The following is a 14,423-nucleotide window of genomic DNA, read 5'->3' on the forward strand; positions in this document are numbered from 1 at the left end:
CGTTCAACAAAGGTAAATCAAGAGTATTTTCAATCGTAAATTGTAAATCGTAAATACAAAGATGAAGACAAAATTTGATATAATAACCAGTACTTGTGTGCCTCTTCCATTAGAGAATGTGGATACAGACCAGATAATCCCTGCACGTTTTTTGAAAGCTACTACCCGTGAGGAAAAGTTCTTCGGAGATAATTTATTCCGCGATTGGCGTTATCATCCGGATGGTTCTCTGAACAAGGACTTTGTTTTGAACAATCCCACTTACGGTGGACAGATTCTGGTGGCGGGAAAGAACTTCGGTTCCGGTTCCAGCCGTGAGCATGCTGCATGGGCCATTGCCGGTTACGGGTTCCGCGTGGTGGTATCGAGCTTCTTTGCCGATATACACAAGAACAATGAACTGAACAACTTTGTGCTTCCGGTGGTGGTAAGTGAGCCGTTCCTGAAAGAGTTGTTCGACTCTATCTCTGCCAATCCGAAGATGGAAGTAGAAGTGAATCTGCCCGAACAGACCATCACCAACAAGGCTACGGGCAAGAGCGAACATTTTGAAATCAATGCCTACAAGAAACATTGCCTGATGAATGGTTTGGATGACATCGATTTTCTGGTTGAGAATAAAGATAAGATAGAAGCTTGGGAGAATAAAAATGAAGCATAATCATCCGAAGATAGAAATCATGGACACTACGCTCCGCGACGGTGAACAGACCAGCGGAGTCTCCTTTGTGCCCCATGAGAAGCTGATGATTGCCCGTTTGTTACTGGAGGAATTGAAAGTAGACCGGGTAGAGGTGGCTTCTGCGCGGGTATCCGAAGGAGAGTTTGATGCCGTAAAAATGATTTGTGACTGGGCGGCACGCCGTAATCTGTTGCCAAGAGTAGAAGTGCTTGGCTTTGTAGATGGCCACACGTCGGTGGACTGGATACATGCGACCGGTTGCCGTGTCATCAATCTGCTGTGCAAAGGCTCGCTGAAGCATTGCACCTACCAGTTGAAGAAGACTCCCGAAGAGCATATCGAGGATATTCTGTCCGTAGTGGATTACGCCAACGAGCAGGATATGGTAGTGAATGTCTATCTGGAAGACTGGAGTAACGGCATGAAAGATTCTCCGGAATATGTGTTCCGTCTGATGGACGCATTGGAACAGACCAATATCCGCCGTTACATGTTACCTGACACATTGGGCGTATTGAACCCGCTACAAGTCATCGAGTTCATGCGCAAGATGGTGAAACGCTATCCGCATGCCCATTTCGACTTCCATGCCCACAATGACTATGACCTTGCTGTGAGCAATGTGCTTGCCGCCGTACTTAGCGGTTGCAAGGGACTGCATACTACCATCAACGGCCTGGGCGAACGTGCCGGCAATGCTCCGCTTGCCAGTGTGCAGGCTATCCTGAAAGACCACTTCAATGCCATTACCAACATTGACGAAAGCCGCTTGAACGATGTAAGCCGTGTGGTGGAGTCCTACTCGGGTATCGTAATCCCTGCCAATAAACCGATTGTGGGCGAGAATGTATTTACCCAAGTGGCAGGCGTCCATGCCGACGGTGACAATAAAAGTAACCTCTACTGCAACGACCTTCTGCCCGAACGCTTTGGCCGCAAGCGAGAGTATGCCCTGGGCAAGAACAGCGGTAAAGCCAATATCCGGAAGAATTTGGAGGACTTGGGATTACAACTGGATGAAGATGCCATGCGCAAAGTGACCGAACGCATCATTGAGCTGGGCGACAAGAAGGAACTGGTGACGCAAGAAGACCTGCCCTATATTGTTTCGGACGTACTGAAGCACGGAATGGCAGAAGAACGCGTCAGCCTTAAGAGCTATATTGTGAATCTGGCGTATGGATTGAAGCCGATGGCTACGTTGAAGATAGAAATCAACGGAAAGGAATATGAGGAAAGTTCCAGTGGAGATGGCCAGTATGATGCTTTTGTGCGCGCCTTGCGCAAGATATATAAAGTGACACTGGGTCGTAAGTTCCCGATGCTGACGAACTATGCCGTGACCATTCCTCCCGGCGGGCGTACCGATGCCTTTGTGCAGACGGTTATTACCTGGAGTTTTGAAGATACGATATTCCGTACACGCGGATTGGACGCAGACCAGACGGAAGCGGCCATCAAGGCGACGGTGAAGATGTTGAATATCATAGAAGACGAATACGAATCATAAAAAATGGATCTTATGGAGAAAAAGAAATCGTTTTTTGAGAGGCGTCCTTATGTATGCTATGCGTTGTATGCAGGCTTGCTTTTTGCTTTCAACCTCTTTCTGCGTTGGTGGAGCGGCGAGTTGGATGCGGACGAGTATCTTATGTCAGCCATCAATACCCTTATATTGACAGCTGGTTTTGTGTGGGGTGACCGGTATCGCCGCAAGAATCTTGCAAACAAAAAGAAGATAGATGAACTTTTAAATAATAAATAAAACAATGGATTTTAAAATTGCAGTGTTGGCCGGTGACGGTATCGGCCCCGAAATCTCTACCGTAGGCGTGGATGTGATGACTGCCGTGTGTGAGAAGTTCGGACATAAAGTGAACTATGAATATGCCATCTGCGGTGCAGACGCGATAGACAAGGTGGGTGACCCGTTTCCCGAAGCCACTTATGAGGCTTGTAAAAATGCGGATGCTGTATTGTTCTCTGCCGTAGGTGACCCGAAATTCGACAATGACCCTACTGCCAAAGTGCGTCCCGAGCAGGGCTTGCTGGCTATGCGCAAGAAACTGGGACTGTTTGCCAACATCCGTCCCGTACAGACCTTCAAATGTCTGCTCCATAAGTCTCCCCTTCGTGCGGAGCTGGTGGATGGTGCCGATTTCCTTTGCATCCGCGAACTGACCGGTGGCATGTACTTCGGTGAGAAATACCAGGACAATGACAAGGCGTATGATACGAACATGTATACCCGTCCTGAGATTGAACGTATCCTGAAAGTCGGATTTGAATATGCCATGAAACGTAACAAACATCTTACGGTGGTGGATAAAGCCAACGTGCTTGCCTCTTCCCGCCTTTGGAGACAGATTGCCCAGGAAATGGCACCGCAATATCCCGAAGTGACAACCGACTATATGTTTGTGGACAACGCCGCTATGAAGATGATTCAAGAGCCGAAGTTCTTTGACGTAATGGTTACGGAAAATACGTTTGGCGATATTTTGACGGACGAGGGTTCCTGCATCAGTGGCTCTATGGGATTGCTGCCTTCTGCTTCTACGGGAGAGAGCACGCCGGTATTCGAGCCTATTCATGGCTCCTGGCCGCAAGCGAAAGGTTTGAATATAGCCAATCCGCTGGCGCAAATTTTGTCTGTAGCCATGCTTTTCGAATACTTCGACCTGAAAGAGGAAGGGGCGTTGATTCGCAAGGCAGTGGATGCTTCACTCGATGCGAATGTACGTACACCGGAGATTCAAGTAGAAGGTGGAGACAAATACGGTACCAAGGAAGTGGGCGCTTGGATTGTAGACTATCTTAAGAAGTCTTGATGCCAGTATCCCATTACTGTTCTGTCCATCAGTAACTTCCCACTGTAAAGTTCTGCAAAAAGCATGCACCATCTTTGCAGTGGGAAGTCGCTGATTGTCAGATATGGTTCTTCCTTCCCATTTTTCCTTCTTCAATCGTTTCATATCCTTTCATCCTCTTTATTCGTGTTAAGCTTTGGTAGATGGCAGCATAATCTTTCCTTTCCCGCACGGTTTATTTCTTGGAATTTGCATATCTTTGTCAGCATATCCATGCACCGCAAGTATGTGCGGGAAGAATGTATTAGACAATAAGATTATGGCGAAAATTGCAAAGAACCTGACGGAGTTGATTGGGCATACTCCTTTGATGGAATTGGCTGAATACAGCCGTAAATACGGATTGAAAAGAAATATTGTGGCTAAGCTGGAATCTTTTAATCCGGCGGGAAGCGTGAAGGACCGTGTGGCATTTGCCATGATTGAGGATGCCGAGGCACGCGGGGCTTTGAAACCCGGAGCCACGATTATTGAACCTACCAGTGGCAATACCGGCGTGGGACTGGCGATGGTGGCAACCATCAAGGGATACCATTTGATATTGACCATGCCGGAGACCATGAGTGTGGAACGCCGTAATCTGTTGAAAGCCTTGGGCGCGGAGATTGTACTGACCGACGGGCTGGCAGGTATGTCCGGCTCCATTGCCAAAGCGAAAGAACTGCGGGATGCGATACCCGGTGCGGTTATTCTGCAACAGTTTGAAAATCCCTCCAATGCCAAGGCTCATGAACATGCTACGGGGGAAGAAATCTGGACGGACACGGATGGCAAAGTTACTGTTTTTGTTGCCGGTGTGGGCACGGGCGGCACGGTCTGTGGAGTGGCGCGTGCCTTGAAGAAACACAATCCGGATGTCTATGTTGTGGCTGTAGAACCTGCCTCCTCTCCGGTTCTGGAAGGAGGGGAAGACGCACCGCACCGCATCCAGGGGATTGGAGCCAATTTTATTCCTTCCATTTATGATGCTTCTGTAGTAGACGAGGTTATTCCGGTACCCGATGACGAGGCCATTCGTGGAGGACGGGAGCTGGCTTCTACGGAAGGCTTGCTGGCCGGCATCTCATCCGGTGCAGCGGTATATGCGGCACGGTTGCTGGCCGAACGCCCTGAATTTGCGGATAAAATGATTGTTGCCCTACTGCCCGATACGGGGGAACGCTATTTGTCAACAGAACTGTTTGCTTTCGATACCTATCCTTTGGAATAAATACTGAACGATTATATGAAGAAATTTATTTTTTCTTTCCTTTTGTGTGGAGCCACGATGTTTTCTGCCTTTTCACAAACCTATCAAGAACTGAGCGAACGTGCGGTTGCAGCCACGGAGCAGGATAGCTTGTCATTGGCCGAAAAATACATTGAACAAGCTTTGAAAATGGAGCCTGCCAACCCTCATAACGCTTTGCTGTTCTCCAACTTGGGAACGATACAGCGTCGGCAACACCGGTATGAGCAGGCCCTTGACTCGTATACTCTGGCATTGAACATTGCTCCGCGTGCCATACCTGCCCTGATGAACCGTGCCGCTCTTTATCTTGAGTTGGGGAAGGATGATTTGGCCCGGATAGACTATTCTTTGGTGCTGGATATAGAGAGCGATAATCAGGAAGCCTTGCTAATGCGCGCCTATATCTATATGCGGCAGCGCAACTATAATTTTGCAAAGTCTGATTATGAACGTCTGCTGAAACTTGCCCCCCGGAGTTACAATGGCCGTCTGGGGTTGGTTACACTGGAGCAGAAGGAGGGCAAATATGAAGCGGCGCTTTCGATATTGAATGCCATGATTGCAGAAAAAGGAGGAGAAGCTACCCGGCTGACTACCCAGCAATATGCCGTACTTTACGTAGCACGTGCGGGTGTAGAGCAGGATATGAAACATGTGGACCTGGCCATGATGGACTTGGAAGAAGCCATCAAGCTGGATGCTTCGCAGACAGAAGCCTACTTGATCCGGGGGCAAATTTACCTTTCTCAAAAGAAAAAGGAGTTGGCAAAACGTGACTTCGAAAAAGCCATTTCGCTTGGCGTGCCGCAAGGTGACCTCAGGGATTTACTGTTACAGTGTAAATAATATTCAACTGTATTTCCGTATCAGTTCCACAAACTCTTTTCCGTATTTCTTCTTTTTATATTCACCGATACCGCTGATATTACCAAATTCTTCTATGGTAGTGGGGCGGGAGGCGCTGAGTAGGTGGAGCACTTTGTCGGACAGTACGATATAGGCAGGAAGTGCTTCCTGGTCGGCAAGGCGTTTGCGGAGAGTGCGGAGAGCCTCGAAAAGTTCCCCACTTTCTGTATTGGGCAATCCCAATAGCAATTCTTTGGTTGGAACTGTAGCCTTGCGTTTACGGCCTCTTGTAGTTTGTACAGCTTCCTCGCGGCGGATGGTGACAAGCAGGGTGCGTGCTCTGCCAAACAAGATATCTGTTCCGCTTTGAGTAATTTTCAGATGGTTGTTTTCATTGTAGGCTATTTCGAAATAGCCGAGTTGCAACATTTGCAGCAGGTAGTCATGCCAATCTCTGGCGGGTACTTCACGCCCGACTCCAAAGGTCTTAAGACGATGGTATCCTCTTTCTGTAACTTCAGAACTCATGTTTCCTCTGAGGATGTCCACTAAAATACCAGTCCCTATCTGTTGTTCGGAACGCGCGATTGCACTAAGTGCTTTTTGTACGATTATTGTACCATCGAAACGTTCAGGGGGATTTTTGCATACATCACAGTTTCCACAGTCGCAGGTCGTATTTTCACCGAAATAGCTTAACAGAATGCGGCGGCGGCAGATATCTGCTTCCGCATATTGCTGCATGCGTTGCAGTTTTTCCAGGTTGATGCTTTGCTGTCCACTGTCCGTTGCGAATTTAGTGAGCAGAATGAGGTCGGCCAGTGAATAGAACAAAAGGGTGTCACTGGGCATTCCGTCCCGTCCGGCACGTCCTATTTCCTGATAGAAACTTTCAATGCTTTTGGGCAAATTGTAATGAATTACCCAGCGTACATTGCTTTTGTCAATTCCCATTCCAAAGGCGATGGTGGCGCATACCACTTGCACGCGGTCATTGATGAAGTCGTCTTGCGCTTCATCTCTTCGTGCCGGTGACAGTCCTGCATGATAGACCGCTGATTTTATCCCTTGTTTTTGAAGCATTTGTGCCACTGTTTCAGTCTTGCTGCGGCTCATGCAATAAATAATGCCGCTCTCTCCCGGATGGCGGGCAATGAAGTCGAGGATGGCTTTGCTTTTTTCCTTCTGCTGGTAACCTCTTTTTACGGTGAGGCTCAAGTTGGGACGGTCGAAAGATGAAATGAAAACCCTGGGTTGGTTGAGGTGTAGCTGTTTAATAATATCTTCACGGGTTATTTTGTCGGCTGTGGCAGTAAGTGCAATGATGGGAACCTGGGGAAACTGTTGGTGAAGGATGCCCATCTGTGTATATTCCGGACGGAAATCGTGTCCCCATTGTGAGATGCAGTGAGCTTCATCAATGGCGAAAAGGGAAATATGCATATCTCTTAACAGATAGTTGGCTTCCGTCAATAATTTTTCAGGAGAAATATATAGTAGTTTCAGCTTGCCTTCCATGCATGCACGTCGTAGGGAAGCATTCTCTGTTTCATCATTATTGCTGTTCAGTGCACCGGCCGCGATGCCGTTTGCACAGAGCGTTTCCACTTGGTCCTTCATCAAGGAAATGAGCGGAGAAACCACTACCGCCGTGCCTTCACTCAATAAGGCGGGAAGTTGATAGCAGATGGATTTTCCGCCTCCCGTCGGCATCAGTACCAATGCGTCTTTACGGTCCATCAGATGGCGTATGATGTCTTCTTGTAAGGGGCGGAAACTGTCGTAACCGAAATATGTCTTGAGCGTTTGTAGCATAATTTGGCAGTATGGATTTCTTCCGACAAAGGTACACTAATTATTGCATATACTACAAATGGAAAGTCATCAAGATTTAGTATCATATGAGTTTCCGCAAAAGGTTAAAGTTTCTTATTAATGGCTGAATTGAGCTACTTTTCAACCTTTTTCGTTGTTTATTTATCAAAAATATATACGGGAAAAGTTGTGTATTAAAAAAAAATGTCTGACTTTTGTAAAGTCTAAAGGGCTAACCCTTTGGCTTTTCCGATTTTAAACAACCCTAACCAGTTAATTCAATGAGTGATTTAGAAAACAATGCCCAGGAAAAAGGAACGAAGAAACGTCCTTACAACCTGCGCGAAAAGAAAGAAAAGAATGCTGCCTACCGTTCTTTGATAAGGCCGGAATTGGCAGATGAGTTGTATGACAAGATATTGAATATCGTTGTTGTACAAAAGAAGTATAGAGATGCTGATTATTCCGCTAAGGATTTGGCGAAAGAATTGCAGACCAATACCCGCTATTTATCTGCAGTGGTGAATTCACGCTTCGGTATGAACTACTCTTGCCTGCTGAATGAATATAGAGTAAAAGAAGCGCAGCATTTGTTGACAGACAAAAGATATGCTGACAAGAATGTAGAGGAAATCAGTACGATGGTAGGCTTTGCAAACCGTCAGTCTTTTTATGCTGCTTTTTATAAAAATGTAGGTGAGACTCCTAATGGATATCGTAAAAGACACGCTGAAAAAGAGGCTAAGAAGAAATAATTCTGTATGATTGAATGAATAAAAAGGAAATATTTCGGAACAGTTGTTTCGGGATACTTCCTTTTCTTCTTTTTTAATACCAATCCATATATTCCCGACACATGAAGAAACAACTGATTTCTATGGTGACTGCCCTTTCTCTATTGACGGCTTGTGGCGGAAATCCGAAAACAACTGCTGAGGCAGAAAAATTTGACTATACAGTGGAACAATTTGCAGATTTACAGATTTTACGTTACCGTGTACCAGGTTTTGAGGATTTGTCCCTCAAACAAAAAGAATTGGTTTATTATTTGACGGAAGCGGCTTTGCAGGGTAGAGACATTCTTTTCGATCAGAATGGCAAGTACAACCTGACGATTCGCCGGATGCTGGAGGCTGTCTATACCGGCTATAATGGAGATAAGAACACTCCTGATTTCAAGGCTATGGAAGTGTACCTCAAGCGGGTATGGTTCTCCAATGGCATTCATCATCACTATGGCAGCGAAAAGTTCGTTCCGGGATTTACTCCCGAATTCTTCAGGCAGGCTGTACAGAGTGTGGATGCAGCTACGTTGCCGCTTGCCGAAGGACAGACTGTGGAACAACTATGCGAGGAAGTATTCCCCGTTATTTTTGACCCTAAAGTGATGCCCAAGCGGGTGAATCAAGCTGCCGGTGAAGATTTGGTATTGACTTCCGCATGCAATTATTATGATGGCGTGACGCAGCAAGAAGCCGAAGACTTTTATAATGCCTTGAAGAATCCGCAGGATGAAACTCCCGTTTCCTATGGTTTGAACAGCCGTTTGGTGAAAGAGGATGGCAAGATTCAGGAGAAAGTATGGAAAGTGGGTGGTTTGTATGGACAGGCACTTGAAAAGATTGTCTATTGGCTGAAGAAGGCGGAAGGAGTTGCCGAGACTCCCGAGCAGAAGGCGGTGATAGCCAAACTGATGGATTTCTATGAAACCGGCGATTTGAAGACATTCGATGAATATGCCATTTTGTGGGTGAAGGATTTGAACTCACGCATTGACTTTGTGAACGGTTTTACCGAAAGTTATGGTGACCCGCTCGGCATGAAGGCAAGCTGGGAATCTCTGGTGAATTTTAAAGATTTGGAAGCTACCCGGCGTACAGAGTTGATAAGCGGCAATGCACAGTGGTTTGAGGACCATTCACCGGTAGACGGACAATTCAAGAAGGAAAAAGTGAAAGGGGTGTCTGCCAAGGTAATCACGGCGGCTATTCTGGCCGGTGACTTGTATCCTGCAACAGCTATCGGCATCAACCTGCCCAATGCGAACTGGATACGTAGCCAGCATGGTTCGAAATCCGTTACAATCGGTAACATTACAGATGCTTATAACAAGGCTGCTCATGGCAACGGATTCAATGAGGAGTTTGTGTACAGTGATGCAGAGCTTCAACTGATTGATAAGTACGCAGATGTGACAGATGAACTGCATACTGACCTGCATGAATGTTTGGGACATGGTTCCGGCAAATTGCTTCCGGGTGTGGACCCGGATGCGTTGAAGGCGTATGGCTCTACTATTGAAGAGGCACGCGCCGACTTGTTCGGACTCTACTACGTGGCCGATCCGAAGCTGGTGGAACTGGGGCTTACTCCAAGTGCGGATGCTTATAAGGCTCAATACTACACCTATCTGATGAATGGTTTGATGACACAGCTTGTACGTATCGAACCGGGCAACAATGTAGAAGAAGCCCATATGCGTAACCGCCAGCTCATAGCGCGCTGGGTGTATGAAAATGGTGCGGCGGAGAAGGTTGTGGAATTGGTAAAGAAGGATGGGAAGACGTACGTCGTGATAAACGATTATGAGAAAGTGCGTGACTTGTTTGGCCGGTTGCTTGCCGAGATACAGCGTATCAAGTCCACCGGTGACTATGCCGGTGCCCATGATTTGGTGGAAGCCTATGCCGTGAAAGTCGATCCCGCTTTGCATGCCGAAGTGCTGGAACGCTACAAGAAGCTGAATCTTGCGCCGTATAAGGGTTTCGTCAATCCGAAATATGAGGCGGTGACGGATGCCAACGGTACTATAACAGATGTGACAGTGACTTATGATGAAGGTTATGCGGAACAGATGTTGCGTTATAGCAAAGACTATTCTACATTGCCTTCTGTCAATAAATGATGAACTATGATAGATACTAAAGAGCAGCTGCATCAGCGGCTGAAAGATATAAAGACACAGCTCCGTCTCTCAATGAACGGGGCTGTGTCCCAAAGTATGCGTGAAAAAGGGCTGGTATATAAGCTGAACTTTGGCGTGGAGCTGCCCCGTATCAAGGGTATTGCTGCCGGTTACGAGAAGGACCACTCTCTGGCTCAGGCTTTGTGGAAAGAAGATATCAGAGAGTGCAAAATATTGGCGGGACTTTTACAGCCAGTAGAGAGTTTCCTGCCCGAGATAGCCGATATCTGGGTGGAAGATATCCGTAATATCGAGATTGCAGAACTTACTAGTATGAATTTATTCCAACATCTTCCTTATGCGCCTGCCAAGTCCTTCCATTGGATTGCAAGCGAGGACGAATACACGCAGGTTTGCGGCTTCCTCACCATAGCCCGTCTATTGATGAAGAAAGGGGATATGAGTGAACGGGTTGAAAATGAGTTCCTCGACCAGGCAATAACGGCTTTTTTGTCGGGCTCCTATCATGTGCGCAATGCAGCCATGACCGCTATCCGCCGCTTTATGCAGCAAAATGAGGAAAATTCTTTTCAAGTTTGCCGCAGGGTGGAGGGTATGGACAATTCTTCTTCTGATGTAGAACAATTACTATACAATCTTGTAAAAGAGGAGGTTTGTTAGATTAGTTCTATGGTTATAGAGACTGATGCGGTAAGGGAATATTTCCCTTATCGCAATTTTTATCTCTTTCTCGTTTGCTTTCCACAAAAAAGGATTAACTTTGTTGGCTGTAAAACTGCGCCGTCAAATGGAAAGTCAGAATGTGAAAGATACAGTTAGGCAGATATTCACTGAATATCTGAATGCGAACGGGCATCGGAAGACTCCCGAACGTTATGCCATACTTGACACCATTTACTCCATAGACGGTCATTTTGATATCGACACGCTCTATTCACTGATGGCCGACCAGGAGAATTTCCGCGTCAGCCGTGCAACGCTTTACAATACCATCATTTTGCTTATAAATGCTCGTCTGGTCATCAAGCATCAGTTCGGCAACTCTTCCCAATACGAAAAATCTTATAATCGCGATACACACCATCACCAGATATGCACCCAGTGCGGAAAGGTAACTGAGTTTCAGAACGAGGAGTTGCAGCATGCCATTGAGAATACCAAGCTGAGCCGTTTTAATCTTACGCACTATTCCTTATATATGTATGGGTTGTGCAGCAAGTGTGACCGGGCCAATAAACGGAAGAAAAAGAATAATAACCATAAAAAAGAAAAATGAAAGTAGACGTATTATTAGGATTACAATGGGGCGACGAAGGCAAAGGCAAAGTCGTTGATGTGTTAACTCCGAGATACGATGTCGTAGCTCGTTTCCAGGGCGGACCGAATGCCGGACATACACTCGAGTTTGAAGGGCAGAAGTATGTGCTCCGTTCCATTCCGTCTGGAATATTCCAGGGGGACAAGGTGAATATCATTGGTAACGGTGTAGTGCTTGACCCGGCTCTCTTCAAAGCGGAAGCCGAATCTTTGGAAGCGTCTGGCCATAACTTGAAGGAACGCTTGCACATTTCCAAGAAAGCACACCTCATTCTGCCGACTCACCGCATACTGGATGCTGCATACGAAGCAGCCAAAGGCGATGCAAAGGTAGGAACGACCGGAAAAGGCATCGGACCGACTTATACGGATAAAATCAGCCGTAACGGTGTGCGCGTAGGCGACATTCTGCATGACTTTGACAAGAAGTATGCAGCGGCCAAGGCCCGTCATGAACAGATATTGAAGAGCCTGAACTATGAGTATGAACTTGCAGAAATGGAGAAGGCATGGTTCGAAGGTATCGAATACTTGAAACAATTCCAGTTGGTGGACAGTGAACACGAGATGAACAATCTGTTGGCTGTCGGCAAGTCTGTATTGTGCGAAGGCGCGCAGGGGACAATGCTAGACATTGATTTCGGTTCTTATCCGTTTGTCACTTCTTCCAATACGGTCTGTGCGGGTGCTTGTACCGGTCTGGGTATTGCTCCCAACAAGATTGGTGAGGTATATGGTATTTTCAAGGCCTATTGTACGCGCGTAGGTGCCGGTCCGTTCCCGACGGAATTATTCGACAAGACCGGTGACCAGATTTGCACGCTGGGGCATGAGTTCGGGTCTGTGACTGGACGTAAGCGCCGTTGTGGTTGGATTGACTTGGTGGCATTGAAATACGCCATTATGGTAGACGGGGTTACCAAACTGATTATGATGAAGAGCGATGTGCTCGATTCTTTTGAAACCATTAAGGCTTGTGTAGCTTACAAGATGGATGGGGAAGAGATTGATTACTTCCCGTTCGATATCAACGAGACTATTGAACCGGTTTATGTAGAGCTACCCGGTTGGCAGACGGATATGACCAAGATGCAGAGTGAAGATGAGTTCCCGGAAGAATTCAATGCATATTTGTCATTCCTGGAAGAACAGCTTGGTGTGCCCATCAAGATTGTTTCCTTGGGACCGGACCGTGAGCAGACCATCGAACGATATACAGAGGAATAATAAAACAAACAGATAACCTTAGGCACGGATTACACGGATTTCGCGGCTTCATCTGAAGAACCGTGGGTGTCCGGATAATCCGTGCCTTTTTTATTTATTGCCATGAAAACACGTCTTTTGTCTTTTTTACTGCTGTTGCTCCTTGTGCCCTCCGCACAGTCGCAGACTTATCAGCCGACGGAGGAAAATCTGAAATCCCGTCAGGAGTTTCGTGACAACCGATTCGGTATCTTCCTGCATTGGGGGATATACAGCATGCTGGCTACTGGAGAATGGACCATGACGAACAAGAACCTTAATTATAAGGAGTATGCCAAACTGGCGGGAGGCTTCTATCCTGCCAAGTTCGATGCCGCCAGATGGGTGTCAGCCATCAAAGCGTCCGGGGCAAAGTATATCTGCTTCACGTCCCGGCATCACGATGGCTTTTCCATGTTCCACACACGCTTTTCCGATTACAATATTGTGGATGCCACCCCTTTTAAGCGGGATATTCTGAAAGAATTGGCAGACGAGTGCCACAAGCAAGGTATCCGTCTGCATCTCTACTATTCGCACATTGACTGGTATCGCGAAGATGCTCCGTGGGGACGCACCGGACGTGGAACGGGACGGCCGAATCCGAAGGGCGACTGGAACAGCTACTATAAATTCATGAACAACCAGCTGACCGAGTTGCTCACTAATTATGGAAAAATAGGTGCCATCTGGTTTGATGGCTGGTGGGACCAGGACCAGAATCCGGATTTCGATTGGCAACTGCCCGGGCAATATGCCATGATACACCGCCTGCAACCGGCTTGCCTGGTTGGGAACAACCATCATCAAGCACCGTTTGTCGGCGAGGACATCCAGATATTCGAGCGCGATCTGCCGGGAGAGAACCGTGCCGGCCTTTCCGGGCAGGATATCAGCGCCTTGCCCCTTGAAACCTGCGAGACGATGAATGGAATGTGGGGATATAAGATTACGGACCAGGATTATAAATCCACCAAAACGCTGATACATTACCTGGTGAAGGCTGCGGGTAAAGATGCCAATCTGCTGATGAATATCGGTCCTCAGCCGGACGGTGAGCTGCCTGCTGTTGCATTGGAGCGTCTGGCAGAAGTAGGGGAATGGATGAAGGTATACGGTGAAACCATCTACGGAACCCGTGGCGGCTGCATTGCTCCGCATCCTTGGGGAGTCACTACACAAAGAGAAAATAAATTATACGTGCATATTCTCGAATTGCAGGATAAGGCTCTCTTCCTGCCGTTGGAAGGCAAGAAAGTGAGGAAGGCAGTGGGGTATGCCGACCGTCTTCCAGTGAAGTTCCGTAAGTGTGAAGGAGGGGTGATGCTTTACTTGCCGGAGGTTCCGACGGATATCGATAAAGTGATAGAGGTGGAGATTGAAAAATAAATTATAAATCAGAAATCTTTAATTCTTCCTAAAAGATAAAGGAAACGCTGGCATTGCTCACCGTTTCCTTTTATTTTTGGCAGACTATTTGTTATACAATAA

13 protein-coding genes are annotated in these 14,423 nt (G+C 47.0%); 12 read left to right on the plus strand and 1 reads right to left on the minus strand.

Features of this window, described 5'->3' with window-relative positions; translation table 11 throughout:
• The first annotated feature begins 61 nt into the window (after window positions 1–61).
• The 6 genes from leuD to ITJ87_RS08515 all read left to right on the plus strand — a co-directional run bounded on the left by leuD (window position 62) and on the right by ITJ87_RS08515 (window position 5,629).
• Window positions 62–661 (plus strand): 3-isopropylmalate dehydratase small subunit, encoded by a 600-nt coding sequence (leuD, locus tag ITJ87_RS08490; RefSeq protein WP_117601589.1) that lies wholly within the window; start codon window positions 62–64, stop codon window positions 659–661.
• Complete coding sequence (locus ITJ87_RS08495) at window positions 651–2,192, plus strand: alpha-isopropylmalate synthase regulatory domain-containing protein (RefSeq protein WP_005826194.1); 1,542 nt, start codon at window positions 651–653, stop codon at window positions 2,190–2,192. Before leuD ends, ITJ87_RS08495 begins: the two co-directional genes overlap by 11 nt.
• A 12-nt stretch (window positions 2,193–2,204) precedes the next feature.
• Window positions 2,205–2,447 carry a hypothetical protein gene (locus ITJ87_RS08500; protein WP_025834589.1) on the plus strand — a complete coding sequence of 81 codons (243 nt, stop codon included), beginning with the start codon at window positions 2,205–2,207 and terminating at the stop codon, window positions 2,445–2,447.
• 4 nt (window positions 2,448–2,451) lie between these two features.
• Window positions 2,452–3,513 (plus strand): 3-isopropylmalate dehydrogenase, encoded by a 1,062-nt coding sequence (gene leuB / locus ITJ87_RS08505; protein ID WP_117966782.1) that lies wholly within the window; start codon window positions 2,452–2,454, stop codon window positions 3,511–3,513.
• A 298-nt stretch (window positions 3,514–3,811) separates the two neighbouring features.
• Window positions 3,812–4,762: a cysteine synthase A gene (gene cysK, locus ITJ87_RS08510; protein ID WP_117601593.1), complete on the plus strand. Its 951-nt coding sequence runs from the start codon at window positions 3,812–3,814 to the stop codon at window positions 4,760–4,762.
• 15 nt (window positions 4,763–4,777) lie between these two features.
• Window positions 4,778–5,629: a tetratricopeptide repeat protein gene (locus ITJ87_RS08515; protein ID WP_117966779.1), complete on the plus strand. Its 852-nt coding sequence runs from the start codon at window positions 4,778–4,780 to the stop codon at window positions 5,627–5,629.
• Between the two features lie 3 nt (window positions 5,630–5,632).
• Here the strand turns inward: ITJ87_RS08515 and recQ are convergent, their stop codons facing one another.
• Window positions 5,633–7,444 carry a DNA helicase RecQ gene (gene recQ / locus ITJ87_RS08520; RefSeq protein ID WP_117966777.1) on the minus strand — a complete coding sequence of 604 codons (1,812 nt, stop codon included), beginning with the start codon at window positions 7,442–7,444 and terminating at the stop codon, window positions 5,633–5,635.
• 281 nt (window positions 7,445–7,725) lie between these two features.
• Between recQ and ITJ87_RS08525 the strand changes: the two genes are divergently transcribed.
• The 6 genes from ITJ87_RS08525 to ITJ87_RS08550 all read left to right on the plus strand — a co-directional run bounded on the left by ITJ87_RS08525 (window position 7,726) and on the right by ITJ87_RS08550 (window position 14,321).
• The gene (locus ITJ87_RS08525; RefSeq protein WP_117601585.1) at window positions 7,726–8,199 is read left to right on the plus strand and encodes an AraC family transcriptional regulator; all 474 of its coding nucleotides are present in this window, start codon (window positions 7,726–7,728) and stop codon (window positions 8,197–8,199) included.
• 101 nt (window positions 8,200–8,300) lie between these two features.
• Window positions 8,301–10,349 carry a dihydrofolate reductase gene (locus tag ITJ87_RS08530; RefSeq protein ID WP_117601584.1) on the plus strand — a complete coding sequence of 683 codons (2,049 nt, stop codon included), beginning with the start codon at window positions 8,301–8,303 and terminating at the stop codon, window positions 10,347–10,349.
• A gap of 6 nt (window positions 10,350–10,355) precedes the next feature.
• On the plus strand, window positions 10,356–11,030 hold the full coding sequence (locus ITJ87_RS08535) for a DNA alkylation repair protein (protein ID WP_117601583.1): 675 nt from the start codon (window positions 10,356–10,358) through the stop codon (window positions 11,028–11,030).
• A 127-nt stretch (window positions 11,031–11,157) separates the two neighbouring features.
• On the plus strand, window positions 11,158–11,646 hold the full coding sequence (locus ITJ87_RS08540; RefSeq protein WP_005835580.1) for a Fur family transcriptional regulator: 489 nt from the start codon (window positions 11,158–11,160) through the stop codon (window positions 11,644–11,646).
• Window positions 11,643–12,914: an adenylosuccinate synthase gene (locus tag ITJ87_RS08545; RefSeq protein ID WP_117601582.1), complete on the plus strand. Its 1,272-nt coding sequence runs from the start codon at window positions 11,643–11,645 to the stop codon at window positions 12,912–12,914. The genes ITJ87_RS08540 and ITJ87_RS08545 overlap by 4 nt, the downstream gene beginning before the upstream one ends.
• A 102-nt stretch (window positions 12,915–13,016) precedes the next feature.
• The gene (locus ITJ87_RS08550) at window positions 13,017–14,321 is read left to right on the plus strand and encodes an alpha-L-fucosidase (protein WP_117974543.1); all 1,305 of its coding nucleotides are present in this window, start codon (window positions 13,017–13,019) and stop codon (window positions 14,319–14,321) included.
• Window positions 14,322–14,423 lie beyond the last annotated feature (102 nt).

Origin of the sequence: Bacteroides sp. HF-162, from assembly GCF_015679285.1 — a bacterium.
GTDB lineage: Bacteria > Bacteroidota > Bacteroidia > Bacteroidales > Bacteroidaceae > Bacteroides > Bacteroides uniformis.

Coding starts and splice junctions, on each gene's coding strand:
- ITJ87_RS08535 (WP_117601583.1), top strand. CDS start 10,356: ATGATAGATACTAAAGAGCAGCTGCATCAGCGGCTGAAAGATATAAAG.
- cysK (WP_117601593.1), top strand. CDS start 3,812: ATGGCGAAAATTGCAAAGAACCTGACGGAGTTGATTGGGCATACTCCT.
- ITJ87_RS08530 (WP_117601584.1), top strand. CDS start 8,301: ATGAAGAAACAACTGATTTCTATGGTGACTGCCCTTTCTCTATTGACG.
- ITJ87_RS08500 (WP_025834589.1), top strand. CDS start 2,205: ATGGAGAAAAAGAAATCGTTTTTTGAGAGGCGTCCTTATGTATGCTAT.
- ITJ87_RS08545 (WP_117601582.1), top strand. CDS start 11,643: ATGAAAGTAGACGTATTATTAGGATTACAATGGGGCGACGAAGGCAAA.
- leuD (WP_117601589.1), top strand. CDS start 62: ATGAAGACAAAATTTGATATAATAACCAGTACTTGTGTGCCTCTTCCA.
- ITJ87_RS08550 (WP_117974543.1), top strand. CDS start 13,017: ATGAAAACACGTCTTTTGTCTTTTTTACTGCTGTTGCTCCTTGTGCCC.
- ITJ87_RS08515 (WP_117966779.1), top strand. CDS start 4,778: ATGAAGAAATTTATTTTTTCTTTCCTTTTGTGTGGAGCCACGATGTTT.
- recQ (WP_117966777.1), bottom strand. CDS start 7,444: ATGCTACAAACGCTCAAGACATATTTCGGTTACGACAGTTTCCGCCCC.
- ITJ87_RS08495 (WP_005826194.1), top strand. CDS start 651: ATGAAGCATAATCATCCGAAGATAGAAATCATGGACACTACGCTCCGC.
- ITJ87_RS08540 (WP_005835580.1), top strand. CDS start 11,158: ATGGAAAGTCAGAATGTGAAAGATACAGTTAGGCAGATATTCACTGAA.
- leuB (WP_117966782.1), top strand. CDS start 2,452: ATGGATTTTAAAATTGCAGTGTTGGCCGGTGACGGTATCGGCCCCGAA.
- ITJ87_RS08525 (WP_117601585.1), top strand. CDS start 7,726: ATGAGTGATTTAGAAAACAATGCCCAGGAAAAAGGAACGAAGAAACGT.